The organism is Collinsella aerofaciens (assembly GCF_039752775.1).
Taxonomy (GTDB): Bacteria; Actinomycetota; Coriobacteriia; order Coriobacteriales; family Coriobacteriaceae; genus Collinsella; species Collinsella aerofaciens_R.
This window is the reverse complement of record NZ_JBDMGT010000023.1, coordinates 1-15,524: the sequence shown is the minus strand read 5'-3', so window position 1 is coordinate 15,524 and position 15,524 is coordinate 1. Positions and strand designations below refer to the sequence as shown.

The window sequence follows — 15,524 nt, the reverse complement described above, 5'->3', positions numbered from 1 at the left end:
GGCGTTACCTCAGCTGGATAGAGGGTCTGACTACGAATCAGAACGTCATAGGTTCGAATCCTATACGCCGCACCAATTGAACTTGAAGCCTCCGGCAACGGGGGCTTTTCTTTTATGTCGCCGCTGCACGGATTCGAACCTCGGTCGAGGCGCGGGCGTAAAGAAAACGCGGAGCGTTTTTAGCCCGCGGGCGAGCGCGCCGGCAGGCGGGCGAAGCCGGTGCGGATCCGCGCAGCGGATGCGCGGAATCCTATACGCCGCACCAATTGAACTTGAAGCCTCCGGCAACGGGGGCTTTTCTTTTACGTAAGCACTGCATGGATTCGAACCTCGGTCGAGGCGCGGGCGTGAAGCGGACGATTTCTTATCGACTCGTGTAAGATTCCGAGTAGGTATCGCGGCCTATCCGCGACCACTCCTTCTCTCAACGACCGATCAGGGTGATACTTCGTGGCAGAGCGTCCGACATACAAGCTCAGGTTTCTCGATCCCAAGAAGCGCTTTCCGGCGATGCCCGAGCAGCCTGCGGGACGCTCATATGGCGTGGTCTGGAAACTCTTTGGCGAGGACCAGCATGAATCTTGTTATGTCGTCGAATTCGTTGGCAAAAGTCATGTGTCGCTTTTGGGCTACGTAAGCGTTTCGGGTGAGGTGTACAAGGTGGACCGCCCCGTTAGCGAGGCTCCGCTGCCCAACGATCCCGACATGGAACTGGTCCTTGACGAGTCGGATTCCAGTATTGGTGAGATTATGGTAAGGGAAGCCAGCGGTGCAATGCGTACGTGCGCGCGAACCGTCGGCTCTCCCGAAGGCCCCATGCGCGAGCAGTCCGATCACGATACATGGAATTCGGCCCGCTCCTTTCCTTACGGTGAGTTCATGGCATCGATGTTCCTGCGCTACGTGATATTTGCCAACTCCGAAAGCGCTGTTGCGAACACGGCGGACGCCGACGGTCTCGATGCGGACATGCAAAACGTTGTCGACAAGATCAAGCTCGTAAAGTTGCCCGAGCCGGTCGAGGTGTTTTTGGGCTTTAACACGGCACCGCTACCTGACGCTATCGAGACGCTGCTCTACCGCGTTGACCATGCCGAGAATCCGAGCGGTATCGAGCGTTATGCCGCCGCCCTTATGAGCGAGGTCGACTTGCCCCGTCTGCGCACCATTGCCGCCAAGTCCGAAATGAGCCTAGCGCGCATCGACCGGTCGAAGCTGTTCTATCTCAATTTTGATCGTAGCCTGCTGGACCAGGGCGAGATTGACATGCTGCTTGCCATCGAGTGCCGTCTCAACCGCCTCTCCGGCATCCTCGAGCGCATCGGGGCCGGATTGGCCCCTGCGGCATCCTCGCCGAGCCTTGAGGGCTGCGCGCTCTTTGATGCGTGGCATATCGCCAAGACGACCAACGATGTTCCCCGACTGCTCGATACGACCTCGAGCGATAACCCGTGGGGCAAACCGGGTACGGTGGCTTGCCAGCCGGGCGGTGAGTGGGATGTGCGTACCCGCTTCGCGCGTATTGTCGAGGCGCTCAACGTGGTCACGCGGCTCGACTATACCTATCGGGCAAATGTTGCCGAGGGGATTATGCTCGTTCGGTTTGGGCACTCTGTCGTGAATGCCATGCCGCAACGTGAATACGACGCTCAAGATGACGCCTGGCGCGAGCTGGAAGAGGACACGCGTGCGATCTGGGCCGCGGAGCACGATGCGCGCGTGGCACTCACGCTTGCGGCAGCGTGTTTTGCCGCGGGCACCTGCATCACGCGCTGCTATGTGCAGATTGCTGCTCCCGACAGTGAGCAGGGCGAGCGCGTTGTCGCAACGTATTTCTTTGGGCGCGCGGCCTATCTGGCCGATTGCGTGCCTGTCGCCAAGGATCTTGAGAGCATGGACATGGACGATATGCCGTGCAAGCGTGTGCTTGAGGCGTATGAGTCAACCGCTCCGGAGACGATTGAGCCTGCGGAGGTTCATGCTCGTCCGCGTGATGACCATCGCACACTGCCGCCGGCGCTGCGCGATCTGCTGCTCGCCGATAAGGCTGACGAGTTGGAGGTCATGGAAGAGGACGATGACCCATACGTGGCCCGTGTTGTTGAATTGCGCGAGCAGGCAAAAGTCGACCGTACAGGTGCTTTTGAAGGCTTTTCCCGTCTTGTCGAGGAGTTGGAGGCTAAGTGCGCCGTCGCCGAGCTTTTGGCGACAGGTCCGGTTCAAACGCAGTTTTGCGATAACCAGCTGGTGCGCATGGTGCTACCGGTGTTGGAAGAAGACCGCTCTGTGCGAATCCTTCGTGCGCCCGATGCGCTGTACTTTGCCCAGCACGAGATCTGCAGCTTTTACGCCGAGCAAGAGGACTTTGAACGAGCGCTGCCCGAGGTGCGCCATCTTTACGATCTGGCGCGCTCGTCCATGCAATCGCACTTTGCGCTCATCAACGTGCTTGCGCGTCTGGAGCGCTTTGACGAGATTATCGAGGTGGCGCGCCACGGCCTACGTATTGCCAGCGATCGTTCTGCAATCGGCTACCTGTTCTATCGCTTGGCGTTTGCCTATTGGAATTGCGATCAGCTCGACCTGGCGCTGGCTTGTTACCGTCTCGTGCCGCGCGGCGAGGAGTCGGGCAGTAGCGCGCTGGAAGAAATGCAGGGCCTTATGAACGAGATGGGCGTTAGCGAGCCTCCGACGTTCGAGGAAGCGGGCGAGACTATCCGCAAGGCTGGACTTGAGTTGCCGCCAGTGTCCGCCGTGACGAATCAGCTGGCAGATGCCGCTGTGCAACTGGTCGACAACGGCTTCTTTTTCCTGGCACGCGGTTGCATCTTCCAAATGTGGCGCACCATGGGCAACGACGAGCTCGGCTCCCTCAACCGCTCGCTGGGGTAGGGGCGATATAGAGGGGCCGCACCGCGCTATTTGTATCGGCGCGGGCGGGAGGACCCGGCAGGATTGGTAAGGCATAAAGCCGCCGAGCCTGCTAAAACTGTTAAACTCTGCTAAAGTTGCTAAACTTTGTTAAAGTTGTTAAAACTAGCAGAGGAGGGCAGAATGACGAAAGCTGTTAACCCCTTTAAGCCAACGGCGGGCATGAATCCGCCTGAGCTTATCGGACGGGACACTGTTTTGGATGACTTTGCCGAGGCTCTTGAGAATGGTCCTGGTGCCCCCGATCGACTCATGCGCATCTCGGGCGTCCGAGGCACAGGTAAAACGGTGCTCCTTAATGCATTGGGTGACCTTGCACGCAAAAAAGGATTCGAGGTCGTTGACGTTGCCTCCAATGCTGGTTTTTGCAATAGAATCCTCGAGGCTCTGCAGCGAAACGTTCGTCTTGAATCAATCTCGATTTCCCCATCGATTTTAGGGGTCAGCCTTGGCTCCATGGAGATGTCGAAGTCGGCCTCTCATCTGGGCGAGGCGATGTACGATGCTGCGAAGCGCGGTGGTCTGCTCATTACGCTCGACGAGATCCAGGATGCCTCAACTGAGGAAATGCGCGAGCTAGGCAATGAGATGCAGCTCTTGATCCGCCAAGGAGCGAATGTCGCTTTCGCTTTCGCCGGGCTGCCGACATCGGTAGATGGCGTGGTGGTGGATGATACGTTGACGTTCCTTCAGCGAGCCAAACATGTTGAACTTACTCGGCTTTCCGATTTTGAAGTTGGCGGATCGTTTGAGGATACGATGAGACGAGCGGGCAAGGAGCTCGACAAAGGTGCCGCTGAGCTATTAACAAAAGCTTCGGCAGGCTATCCCTTTATGGTCCAGCTGGTCGGATATTACGCTTGGCAGGTTGCTGCGCGCAGTGGGGCGGAGAGCGTGAGCGAAGAGGCGGCTCGTAAGGGTATCCAGGCGGCTCTTGATAGCTTTAATGCTATGGTGATTGCCCCAGCGCTGCGCAGGGTGTCGGAACGGCAGTTTCAGTATCTCGCGGCGATGGCTCAATGCGAGGGCGTCGATATCGCCAACGGCGATATCGCCAAGAAGATGGGTTTGTCGGCGAACAAAGTTGGGTCATATCGCAAGCGTCTGATCGATGCGGGGTTGATTGAGCCCGCGGGCTATGGCCGTGTTTCGTTTGCAATTCCATACATGCGCGATTATCTGTTGGAGACCGTTCGAGAGGACTAATAAAGAATGGGCTGTCCGCGCTGTCGCTGGGGCCGTCCTTGTATCTTTGTCTCAACCTGTAACATCTGGAGGGGATTACGGCCTGCAGATGTTACAGGTTGAGATGATTGACTGAGACGTTTACTGGTAAAAGAGAGGTAAAAGAGGAAACGCCTCAAAATTCCCCTTGCCCAACTTCGGCTGTTTGGTTACTATAGAACGGCTGTTACGGAGAGCTGACCGAGAGGCCGAAGGTGCTCGCCTGCTAAGCGAGTATGCCCCAAAAGGGCATCTGGGGTTCGAATCCCCAGCTCTCCGCCAGTATGACTTTGAAGAAGGGTCCCATTTGGGGCCCTTTTTTATTATCAAGAATGGCAGCTGGGGATTAGAGTCCGAAAGGGCGTGAACATTAGGCAAACACGGGGCGCTTGAAAACGGGGAGACCCAGGCGTGCTCGTGCACCCCGGTGTGGGGTTCCGAGGGGATGGAGTAGAAATATGGTAAAGGTCGGGCTGCGTAAGCCGAATCTAAAGACATCACTCAAGGCAAGAACGACCGGCAGAGCGAAGCGCGCGGTAAAGCGGGCGATAATCCCCGGCTATGGTAAGAAGGGCATGGGGTGGATCAAAAATCCGAAGAAGGCTGCTTACAATGCCGTATACAGCAGAACGACCGTCGGAGTTGGGGATGTCGCTCGCGCCGTTGCTAAATCAGGCGCTCGGAGCTCGGCGTCAAGGACGTCCTCAATTACTGTTTCATCGCATGAAATTACACCTTTGGCGAAGCCTGAACAGAAATCTCTCACTCGAGAGATTACGTCGGTTGACAGGGCAAACAAGGCGCTTTTGCTATGCTTCCTTCTTGGGTGGTCGGGCGCTCATAGGGCGTATGCACGGATGTGGGGTAGCTTCTTTCTATATCTCTTTACCTTTGGCCTTTTTGGATTTGGTTGGCTGTTTGATATTGTGACACTACTGATGAGACGCTCCGAGCTAAGGCGTCTCGGCGACAGTGATCAGACTCAACAGCAAGCGCCATGTTCCGTTGATTCTACATTCGATCGAAATGTCGCCGACTCCGGAAATTGGGAACAGCGTGGAGATGGGGAGGCTGCGGCTCGGCTAGAGCTTCAACGTAAAAACCGTGCCTATATGGAAGAAAACGGCATCGACGTGGAGATGTTTACCGAGGAAAAGGTCGCGGCGGACGCCTTGCGAACCATTGAGTCGGTATGCCCGTGCATGCTTAGGTTTGACCGAGGCATGAGCGAAGAGGAGCCAAGCATCAGCTTTTGCTCTCCAACAAAGACGGGGAAGATGCCCAAGAATGTCGTCGAGGCCCGCATTTACCATCAGGACGTGAAGCTATTGATGGATTCCCACGGCTTCGAATTGCCGGAGTATGGTGACAGCATCAATGTCATGATTAGTTATCTAGCTGATGGGCGCATAAATAAAGTCGATATCCATGGGTTCCATAATGGCCGCTCCGTTAGTGTCTCCATTCGCAGGCGGAGCGACGATCTTGTTATGACGAGTGCGGGCACCATCGGAGAAACGGGTGCCTGGCAATCGCTGTGTCCTGGGGCAGACCCCTCAGCTGGGGACCTTTTCAGGGCCTTGACCAAGGAGGTCGAAAGGATCTACTAGCATGCCCGGTGGACCCGTTTTCAAGGTCCGAAAAGACACAGCGAAGGTAAACGGCTAGCAATGTCGCTTTGGTGATTCTGACGCATCCCGTTTAAGAGGTATTCAAAAAGAGGCGCCCGTTGGACGCCTCTCCAATCTCAAATGTAATGTTCCCCCAGCCCTACACCTCGGGCGCCTTGGCTACGGTCTCGCTCTCTGCCGTGAGTGGCCGGTTGTCGATGCGGCGGCCCAGGCGGTCGAGCTTCACGAGGAGCCATTCAATGGGATTCGGCCCTGTGCCTTCCTCGTCGGCAACCAGGTCCATGACGGCGACCTTGGTGCCGTCCTGCTTGAGCGTAACGCTGCCTACCTTGTCGCCAACATGCACCGTGCCCGAAAGATCGTCGTAGCTAACCTTTTCGGTCACCTCGCCGGCAAGGGAAAACACGGTCGCTTGCGCCGTAGGATCGGCGAGCGTGGCGTCGATCGTCTTATCCGTCCAGTCGGTTTGACTGATGCGCGCCATAAGCGGGTTGCCGTTGGCGGTCTTTTCCTGCGTGTTGGCGATTGCGACCGCCGCCTTGTGACCGTAGTACCAATTGGCAAGGGTTGCGGTATCGGTAAAGCGCTGGTCGGTGGTGGTGGAGTTCAAAACGACGGTGTAGATCTCGTCGCCGTCGCGGTTGTAGGCGCTCGTAAAGCAATAGCCCGCGTCGTCGGTGGTGCCGGTCTTGCCGCCGATGTTGCCATCTTGGCCCAGCAAATAGTTATGCGTGTCCATGGAATGCGAATGGTCGGTGCCGTCGGCGCCCGTGGCCTCGATCCAGGAATCCTCGCTCGCTACGACCTCGCGGATCGTGTCGTTTTTCATGGCCTCCTGCATCATCAGCGCTACGTCGTGTGCGGTTGAGTGCATATCGCCAGCCCACTCATCAAAGTCCAGACCATGCGGGTTTTCAAAAAGCGTACCGGTGCAGCCGAGCTTCTTAGCGCGCTCGTTCATGGCCTTCACAAATGTGGCCTCGGCGTCTTTGGTCTTAGGGTCGATCTTCTTGCCCACATATTCGGCGAGCACGATGGCGGCGTCGTTGCCCGAGGGAATCATCAGGCCGCGCAGCGCCTGCTCCACGGTAAGCTTGTCGCCTTCGAGCAAGCCGGCGGTCGAATTGCCCACGGTGACTGCGGCGTTGCTCACCGTGACCTTCTCGTCCATCTTGCAATTCTCGACGGTTAGGATTGCGGTCATGACCTTGGTGATCGAGGCAATCTTGACCTGCTCATCGGCGCCGCGCCCATAGTAGACGGTGCCGTCTTTGCCCATGACGAGGGCATTGGTCGCATCGATATCGGGCAGGTTTTCGGCCGTGATGCCGCGCGCATCGGCGGTTTTGCCGCAAACATTGTCGGTCGTGAGCACTTGGGCGCCGGCGACGGTGGGCGCGCCAGCGGCAAGGGCGATAGCGCAGACAAAGCCGGCGGCAAGCTGGGCTGAGCGCTTTGCAAAAGAGGTGAGGGACTTCACAGATTTCGCTTTCGACGGGATGGTCTCTTCTGAAACTAGAGTATATCGTTTGCCGGCGTCGGCGATCATCGCGTGCGCGCTTGGCCCACATCCGCACCCGAACGGGCACAAGGGTGCTTAAGGCCGACTTAATCACCCACGCTTGTTGTGTGTGGCGTGCGTCGCCTCAGGCATAATGGAGCGCGAGAGGAGCACGCATGAACGAGCGCATTTTGGTAGTTGATGACGAGAAGGCCATCGCCGACTTGGTTGGCATCTACCTTACAAAAGAGGGCTTTGATGTCCAGATTGCCTATAGCGGGGCCGATGCTGCCAAGGCGATTTTGGAGCAGGAGTTCGATCTGGCGCTGCTTGATGTCATGCTGCCCGATATCGATGGCTTTGAGCTGCTGCGTACGATCCGTTCCAGCCATACCTATCCCGTGATCATGCTGACGGCGCGCGATGCCCAGCAAGACAAGATCGAGGGCCTTTCGCTTGGCGCGGACGATTACGTGGTTAAGCCGTTCCGCCCGCTGGAGCTCATCGCGCGCGTGCACGCTCAGCTTCGCCGCTACACCAGTTACGGTAGCCGTGCACAGGCGGCCGAGTCGCCGACCATTCAGCTCGACGGCTTGGAGATCAACCGCGACGCTCGTTCCGTGACGGTGGACGGTGCACCGGTACGCCTCACACCCACCGAGTATTCAATCTTGCTGTATCTGGTCGAGCATCGCGGCAGCGTGGTGGCCGTGGAGGACCTGTTCCGTGCGGTGTGGAACGAGGATTTTATGCCCGGCTCCAACAATACGGTGATGGTGCACATTCGCCACCTGCGCGAAAAGATCGGCGACGACGCACAAAAGCCGCGCTTTATCAAAAACGTCTGGGGCGTCGGCTACATAATCGAATAACGCCTTTGATGGTGGGGAAGTGGATATGACAAAAGACGATAGGCAGGCATTCGAGGTACCCGATCGGCTCTTTGATTACGTGAGGTCGGTCGTCGACAACCGTGCGCTTGCAACGGTGCTGCTCTTTTTGCTGAGCCTGCTGCTGATTGGCATCGACAACATCGTCGGAATCTTGGCGGTGCTGCTTGTTGGCTTTTTGCTGATCGATCGATTTGAGATCGTGCGCCGCTGCGTGGTGATTGGCGGCGCCGCGTGGGCCATGACGTTGGCGATTGGCGCCATGGCGCTCGGCGGCATCGAAGGGCCGGTGCTGTTCGATGCCGGCTTTGTATTCAACATGCTTGGCTTTGTGCTGGCGCTTGCCGCGTGCGTGATGTTCTTGTGCGGCCGAGCCCTGTACTACCAGGGCTACGAACAGGGCGAGCAGCATGCCGATTGTGTGCTGGCCGCTCGTATTCAAGATCGCCTGATCGATCACCCCGACACCTGGGACAACATCGACGGCGACTTCTTGGAGGTCGAGGGCGCCCTTAACCGCGTGCGTGACCGTGAGCGCAAGGTGCAGCAAGCTCTGCGTGACGAGTCGCATCGCAAGGACGATCTGGTTACGTACTTGGCACATGACCTACGCACCCCGCTTGCGAGCGTAGTGGGCTATCTTTCGCTGCTGCAAGAGGCTCCCGAGCTGCCGGTTGAGCAACGTGCGCACTTTACGGGCGTGGCGCTCGACAAGGCGCACCGGCTCGATACGCTCATCGAAGAGTTCTTCGATATCACGCGCTTTGACTTCCACGATATCGTGCTCACGCGCGGCTATGTTGATCTGGGGTTGCTGCTGGCTCAGGTGGCTGACGAGTTCTATCCCATCCTCAACGAGCAGCATAAGGAAGTCCAAGTTGATATTCGCGAGGACCTGACGGTGCTCGTGGATGGCGACAAAATGGCTCGCGTGTTCAACAACATCATGAAAAACGCTATTGCCTATAGCTATGAGGGCTCGACCATCACGATCGAGGCCAGACGCCGGGACGGCGGTGGCGTGCGCGTGCGCTTTATCAATCAGGGCGATCCCATCCCTGCGGCTAAGCTCAAGGTGATCTTTGAGAAGTTCTATCGCCTGGATGCGGCGCGTGCGACCAATCGCGGCGGCGCTGGACTGGGGCTTGCCATCGCCAAGGAGATCGTATGCGCGCACGGCGGTACCGTTGCATGTGAATCGACGCCCGAACACACGATATTCACCATCGAGCTGCCCGCCGCATAGCCAGCGTGCCCTTACAAACACTTGACAATGCGCTCACGTGCATATGAGCCGCGATTCCTACTATCGATACTGCTGAATTGATATCGATGTGGAGGTATGCGGTATGACGGCTGCTGCGGCTGTGGAGCCCACGGAGCTTGAAGAACTCATGAAAGCGCAGGCCGAGGCCGCGCACGAGCGCGAGGTTGGGGATGCGACTCGCCCCACGGCAGAGGATCTTGCCGCCTCGCCGACGCGAATCGATGTTGAGGGCCTCGACCTGTTCTATGGCGACCACCATGCGCTCAAGGACGTGAATATCAAGATCCGCGACAAGCAGATTACCTCGTTCATCGGGCCTTCGGGCTGCGGAAAGTCCACGTTGCTGCGCTGCTTTAACCGCATGAACGACGGCATCAAGGACTGCCGAATCGAGGGCAAGATTGCGCTCGATGGTCAAGATATCCTGGGCGACTACGACATCTGCCGCCTTCGCCAGCGCGTGGGCATGGTGTTCCAGCGCCCCAACCCGTTTCCCATGAGCATCTACGACAACGTCGCCTATGGGCCGCGCGGTATGGGTGTGCGCGATCGCGTCGTGCTCGACGAGCTGGTCGAAGACTCCCTGCGACGCGCCGCCCTGTGGGACGAGGCCAAGGACAAGCTCAAAGAGTCGGGTCTGGGTCTTTCGGGCGGCCAGCAGCAGCGCCTGTGCATCGCCCGCGCACTTGCCGTGCAGCCCGACATTCTGCTGATGGACGAGCCGACCTCGGCACTCGATCCTGTGTCGACGCTGGTGGTGGAGCAGCTGGCCTGCGAGCTCAAAGAGACCTGCACGCTCGTGGTCGTTACGCACAATATGCAGCAGGCGGCGCGTATCTCCGATTCGGTCGCATTCTTTTTGCTGGGTGAGCTGGTGGAGCACGCGCCCACCGCGCAACTCTTCAAGAATCCGACCGATCCGCGCACGGCGGATTATTTGACGGGGCGTTTTGGCTGATACCATCTAGTAAAGGTACCTTTAGGGTTAAGATGCGGTCATGCCGGCCGCAAAGGGGTTCAACATGATCTATTACGTCGAGGACGATGACAACATCAGGGATTTGACGGTCTATGCGCTGCGCAAGCAGGGGATTGAGGCCGAAGGCTTTTCGTGCGACGGTGAGTTTAAGGCTGCCGTGGCGCGACGGGTACCCGATGCCGTCCTGCTCGACATCATGCTGCCCGATACCGATGGCTTGGCGATTATGCGTCGACTGCGTGCCGATCGCCTGACGGCGACGGTGCCCATCATGATGCTTACCGCCAAGGATACCGAGCTCGACAAGGTGATGGCGCTCGATGGCGGTGCCGACGATTACCTGACTAAGCCGTTTTCGCTCATGGAGCTCGCCAGCCGCTGCCGCGCACTGCTGCGTCGCGGCGGCATGGTCAAACAGGCAAGCGATGTGCTCAGCGTGGGCGACATCGTGCTCTCGCCCAGCCATCGTGAGGTGACTGTTGCCGGCGAGTCGCTTAAGCTCACCCTGCGCGAGTTCGACCTGCTCGAGTACCTCATGCGCAAGCCCGGCGTGGTCTTTACCCGCGAGTCGTTGCTGCAGAGCGTGTGGGGCTGGGACTTCGACGGCGGTTCGCGCACCGTTGACGTGCACGTGCAGACGCTTCGCCAAAAACTGGGCGAGCATGCCAGCGCCATCGAGACCGTGCGCGGCGTGGGCTACCGCTTGGCCGAGCCTTCTGCCGGTGATGGTGCCGAAGGTGACGACACCGCGGCCACCGCATCGGAGGAGTAACCCGTGGTCTTCGCCCCCCAGGGAAAACATACGCTGTCGCACCGCGTTTTTGTGACGATCTTTGTCTGCGCCATGGCGGTTATCGTGGCGTTTACGGTGCTGGGTGCGTTCTTTGTGCAAAACACCTTGGCGGATGCCACGAGTGCCAACCTGGCGCAAGAAACCGAGCTCATTGCTGCCGCCCTCGACGAGCAGCAGGAGCCCATCCCGTTCTTGCGTAGCCTCGATCGAGAGGACTTGCGCATCACGCTGATTAACAAGGATGGATCGGTTGCCTACGACAACGAGGCGTCGCCTTCCACACTGCCCAACCATGGCGATCGCCCCGAGGTCATCGAGGCCTTTGAGAGTGGTTCGGGTTCCGCGGAGCGCGCAAGCTCTACGCTCGACGAGATTATGCTGTATCGCGCCGTCGCCCTTGATAACGGCCAGGTTGTCCGCTTGGCGCAGGCCCAGCCTGGCGTTGCGGCGATTTTGCTGTCGATGGTGGCGCCGATGCTGCTTATCGCAGCAGCGGGTGCGGTACTCTCGTTTTTTATGGCGCGCCGCGAGTCCCGTGCCATCATCGCGCCTTTGCAAGAGGTGGATTTGGACCACCCACGCCGTAGCTATGAGCACGCCTATGCCGAGATGGTCCCCATGCTTGAGCGTATTGAGTCGCAGCGCCAGGAGCTCAAGCGCCAAATGGCGGTGCTGGCGGACAACGACCGTATGCGCCGCGAGTTCACGGCGAATATCACCCATGAGCTCAAGACGCCGCTTACGGCGATTTCGGGCTATGCCGAGCTCATCGCAAACGGCATGGTCGAGGGCGAGGGCGACCTGCGCAACTTTGGCGGTCGCATCTATCGTGAGGCGGGCCGCTTGGCAGCGCTTGTCAACGATATCCTTACGCTGTCTAACTTGGACGAGGCCGAGCGTGCAGCTGAGGGCGAGGCGGTGCCCATTGGGTCCACGGAGCCTATTGAGCTCTCGCGTGCCATCTACGCGGTCGAGCAGCGTCTTGAACAGGTCGCCCGTCAGGCGAATGTGACGATAAGTCATGAGACCAAGCCTGTGGTCATCGAGGGCGTGTCGCGCTTGATTGACGAGCTCATCTATAATCTGGCAAGCAACGCCATCCGCTACAATCGACCCGGCGGTACGGTTACGCTGCAGTGCGGCACCAACGACGAAGGCCATCCGTTCCTTGCGGTCGCCGACACGGGAATCGGTATCGCGCCTGAAGAACAGGGCAAGGTATTTGAGCGGTTCTATCGCGTGGACAAGAGTAGGTCCAAGGCGCGCGGCGGAACCGGTCTGGGGCTTGCCATTGTCAAGCATGCGGCCCTGTATCATCACGCCACGCTCGATCTGTCGAGCGAGTTGGGCGTGGGAACCACCATTACGGTGACGTTTCCCATACAGCAGGACGAGCCATTCGCATAGCGATACAACATAGGTATTGATGTAGACGCCGCATTTGACTTTCGGGTGCGGCGTTGTTGTGCAATTTTACGATTGCTTCCGACATTTTTACAGGAGAGCCTGTTTCTTATGTATAGAGTTTGGTCTCGGTAAAAAGATGCGATAACATACGGACAGTTTTGTCAATCCGAACTGGGGAAATGAAAGGCAAGCTGCATGACCCTTCTCGAACTGTTCCAGCTGCTGAAGAAGCACCTCAAGCTGGTCATCACCCTTCCGGTGGTCTGCGCGATCGCCATGGGCATCGTGTCCTTCGCCGCGATGGACAACACCTATACCGCGACGACGAGCATGTACATTCTCGCCAAGACCGACGATAGCGGCCAGATGAGCTACAACGATCTCTCGGCGAGCCAGATGCTTTCCAACGATATCGCCACGCTGCTGGATAGCGATAGCGTTAAGAGCGGCGCCGCCAAGGAACTGGGCCTCACCGATCTGGATGACTACAAGGTGTCTGTTTCCTCCGAGACCACCACGCGTGTCATTACGCTTTCGGTTACCGGCACCGATGCCAAGGAGACGGCTGAGGTCGCAAAGGCCATAGCTAGCTCGGTGAGTACGGTCGCTCAGAACGTCGGCGCTGCCCAGAGCATCAACGTTATCGACGAGGCTAAGACCCCCGAAGCCCCCAGCGGCCCCAAGCGCACGCTGTATATTGCCGTCGCGTTCCTCGCCGGTATCTTTATCGCAGTCGCCTATGTCGTTTTGGCAGACATGCTCAATACCCGCATCCGCGGTGCCGAAGAGGCGGAAGAGCTCCTGGGCATTCCCGTTGTTGGCCGAATTCCGGCTATGAAAGGTGGTAAATAGGCATGGCTAAGGCAAAGAACACCGATAAGCTCGTTGTACAGAATGCCGCCAAGACCCTTCTGGCCAACATCCGCTTTGCGAGCGTGGACGACCCCATTCGCACCATCACCGTTACGTCCTCGATTCCCAACGAGGGCAAGTCTACGGTTTCCATCAACCTTGCCCAGGCTATCGCCACCAGCGGCAAGAGCGTCCTGCTGGTCGAGGCTGATATGCGTCGCAGGTCCCTTGCCGATATGCTCGGCGTCCGCTCCCGCGGCGGACTCTATGCAGTCCTTTCCGAGCAGGTTTCTATTGACCAGGCGATTGTCGAGACGGGTCAGAAGAACTTCTACTTCCTCGATGCCGAGCCGCATATTCCCAATCCTGCCGACATCATCGTCTCTCACCGCTTTGCCAAGCTGGTAAAGGCACTGTCCGCCAAGTTCCAGTACGTCATCTTTGATGCTCCCCCGGTCGGCACCTTCATCGATGCTGCCGAGATCGCAAGTCTGACCGACGGTGCGCTTTTTGTCGTGCGTGAGGATTTCACCAAGCGCGAGGAGGCGCTCAACGCCATCGGTCAGCTTAAGAAGTCCGAGAAGGTCAAGCTCATTGGTACCGTTATGAACTACTGCGAGACCGAGACCAGCGAGTACTACTACTCCTACTACACCAAGGACGGTAAGAAGGTGAAGAAGGGCTCCGACGATCAGGGGACTTCCAAAAAGGGCATCTTCACCAACCGAGCAAACGTTTAGTTGATTAAGGCTGACCTATGCGTGACATTCATTGCCATATCTTGCCGGGTGTAGACGACGGCGCCGCCGATCTCGATGAGAGCTTGGCGATGCTCGAGGCTGCCAAGCGGGCCGGTGTAACCAGAATCGTTTGCACTCCTCACTGCCGTGATCCCTATTTTGATTACGACAAGATGTGGGATGCCTTTGAGCTGCTGCGTGATAACGCTGACGGTTTTCCGCTCCAGATGGGCTTCGAGGTCAACCATCGAAAGCTCGTTGAGCTTGGTATCGATGCCGCGGAGCACTTGCATTTCGATGGAACCAACGAGTTTCTGCTCGAGCTTTCGACGCATGCCGATGCGTATGCGTTTAGAGAGTACGAGAACACGATTTACGATTTGCAGTGCCGTGGCTACCAGGTGATCATCGCTCATCCTGAGCGCTATCGTGCGGTTCAAAAGGATGTAAGCGTGGCGGAGCGCCTGGTCGATATGGGCTGCAAGCTGCAGGCTTCGGCGGACTTTATTGCCGGCGGTCGCTTTGGTCGCGAGAAAAAGCCGGCACAGCGCCTGTTCGATCAGAACCTGTACAGCTTCATCGCGAGCGATGCCCATAACGTGGGTCATTACGATTGCCTGGCGAAGGCTCGCGCGAAGTTTAGCGTGCGCGGAGCTCATTTTCGCTAAAATCTGTCCCTAACGTTCGCATTGAATGAAGGGGCAGCCATGGATATTCAACTTAAGACGGGATGCTTTGATGACGCGGCGTTGGTGCGCCGCGTCGTTTTTATGGACGAGCAGGGCTACGAGAATGAGTTCGACGCTATCGACGAGGATCCGAACTGCATTCATGTGACGCTCTATGTAGACGGCGAGCTTGCCGGTTGCTCGCGCGTGTTTCCCGAAGAGCTTGAGCGCGTGGCTGACGCAGAGGCCCCGGTGTTGCCGGCATGCGACATGGACGAAGGCGTTGCGGCGGGGGAGACCTACATTATGGGGCGCGTCGCAGTGCTGCCGGCTATGCGTCGTCGCGGATTGGCGAGTGCGATCGTCGAGGCCAGTGATGCGTGTGCACGCGATGCCGGCGCAAAGCTTATTAAGCTGCATGCACAGGAATACGTGCTGCCGCTCTATGTAAAGGCGGGCTACACGCAAATTGCCCCGGTAGATTACGAAGACGAGGGCCAACCCCATGCCTGGATGCCCAAGCGTGTAGATGGCAGATAGGGACGTTCCTTTTCTGCCGGCAGGGGGGGGTGTTCCTATAGTTTTGTCAACTGGGCAATGCTGTTTTCGAGATTGAATCGCGACATGCTAACGCCAGGCCT

General features: G+C 58.0%; 13 protein-coding genes and 1 tRNA gene. 13 read left to right on the top strand and 1 reads right to left on the bottom strand.

The window, feature by feature from the left end; genetic code table 11:
- The first annotated feature begins 450 nt into the window (after positions 1–450).
- The 4 genes from ABHR63_RS07035 to ABHR63_RS07020 all read left to right on the top strand — a co-directional run bounded on the left by ABHR63_RS07035 (position 451) and on the right by ABHR63_RS07020 (position 5,765).
- A complete protein-coding gene (locus ABHR63_RS07035) occupies positions 451–2,892 on the top strand; it encodes a tetratricopeptide repeat protein (protein ID WP_346964818.1) in 2,442 nt (813 codons plus the stop codon).
- A 162-nt stretch (positions 2,893–3,054) separates the two neighbouring features.
- Positions 3,055–4,137, top strand: a complete 1,083-nt coding sequence (locus tag ABHR63_RS07030) for an AAA family ATPase (RefSeq protein WP_346964819.1) — start codon at positions 3,055–3,057, stop codon at positions 4,135–4,137.
- A 209-nt stretch (positions 4,138–4,346) separates the two neighbouring features.
- Positions 4,347–4,437, top strand: a tRNA-Ser gene (locus ABHR63_RS07025).
- A gap of 176 nt (positions 4,438–4,613) precedes the next feature.
- Positions 4,614–5,765 carry a TM2 domain-containing protein gene (locus tag ABHR63_RS07020; protein ID WP_035136829.1) on the top strand — a complete coding sequence of 384 codons (1,152 nt, stop codon included), beginning with the start codon at positions 4,614–4,616 and terminating at the stop codon, positions 5,763–5,765.
- A gap of 160 nt (positions 5,766–5,925) precedes the next feature.
- Here ABHR63_RS07020 and ABHR63_RS07015 read toward each other — a convergent pair whose 3' ends face one another.
- Positions 5,926–7,266, bottom strand: a complete 1,341-nt coding sequence (locus tag ABHR63_RS07015) for a D-alanyl-D-alanine carboxypeptidase family protein (protein ID WP_346964820.1) — start codon at positions 7,264–7,266, stop codon at positions 5,926–5,928.
- 197 nt (positions 7,267–7,463) lie between these two features.
- On the opposite strand from ABHR63_RS07015, the gene ABHR63_RS07010 reads away from it, so the two are divergent.
- From ABHR63_RS07010 to ABHR63_RS06970, 9 genes are all read left to right on the top strand, one after another.
- Positions 7,464–8,159: a response regulator transcription factor gene (locus ABHR63_RS07010; protein ID WP_250786886.1), complete on the top strand. Its 696-nt coding sequence runs from the start codon at positions 7,464–7,466 to the stop codon at positions 8,157–8,159.
- 25 nt (positions 8,160–8,184) lie between these two features.
- Positions 8,185–9,423: a sensor histidine kinase gene (locus ABHR63_RS07005; protein WP_346964821.1), complete on the top strand. Its 1,239-nt coding sequence runs from the start codon at positions 8,185–8,187 to the stop codon at positions 9,421–9,423.
- 103 nt (positions 9,424–9,526) lie between these two features.
- Entirely contained in the window at positions 9,527–10,402 is an 876-nt protein-coding gene (gene pstB, locus ABHR63_RS07000; protein WP_006234803.1) for a phosphate ABC transporter ATP-binding protein PstB, read from the top strand.
- Positions 10,403–10,466: 64 nt separating this feature from the next.
- Positions 10,467–11,195 (top strand): response regulator transcription factor, encoded by a 729-nt coding sequence (locus ABHR63_RS06995; protein WP_050766101.1) that lies wholly within the window; start codon positions 10,467–10,469, stop codon positions 11,193–11,195.
- A gap of 3 nt (positions 11,196–11,198) precedes the next feature.
- Entirely contained in the window at positions 11,199–12,623 is a 1,425-nt protein-coding gene (locus ABHR63_RS06990) for a sensor histidine kinase (protein ID WP_161156574.1), read from the top strand.
- 195 nt (positions 12,624–12,818) lie between these two features.
- Positions 12,819–13,475 carry a YveK family protein gene (locus tag ABHR63_RS06985; protein WP_117745655.1) on the top strand — a complete coding sequence of 219 codons (657 nt, stop codon included), beginning with the start codon at positions 12,819–12,821 and terminating at the stop codon, positions 13,473–13,475.
- Positions 13,476–13,477: 2 nt separating this feature from the next.
- Positions 13,478–14,215: a CpsD/CapB family tyrosine-protein kinase gene (locus tag ABHR63_RS06980; RefSeq protein ID WP_035136836.1), complete on the top strand. Its 738-nt coding sequence runs from the start codon at positions 13,478–13,480 to the stop codon at positions 14,213–14,215.
- A 17-nt stretch (positions 14,216–14,232) separates the two neighbouring features.
- Positions 14,233–14,883, top strand: coding sequence for a tyrosine-protein phosphatase (locus tag ABHR63_RS06975; RefSeq protein ID WP_022094060.1), 651 nt, complete (start codon positions 14,233–14,235; stop codon positions 14,881–14,883).
- A gap of 39 nt (positions 14,884–14,922) precedes the next feature.
- A complete protein-coding gene (locus tag ABHR63_RS06970; protein WP_346964823.1) occupies positions 14,923–15,423 on the top strand; it encodes a GNAT family N-acetyltransferase in 501 nt (166 codons plus the stop codon).
- Positions 15,424–15,524: the final 101 nt, after the last annotated feature.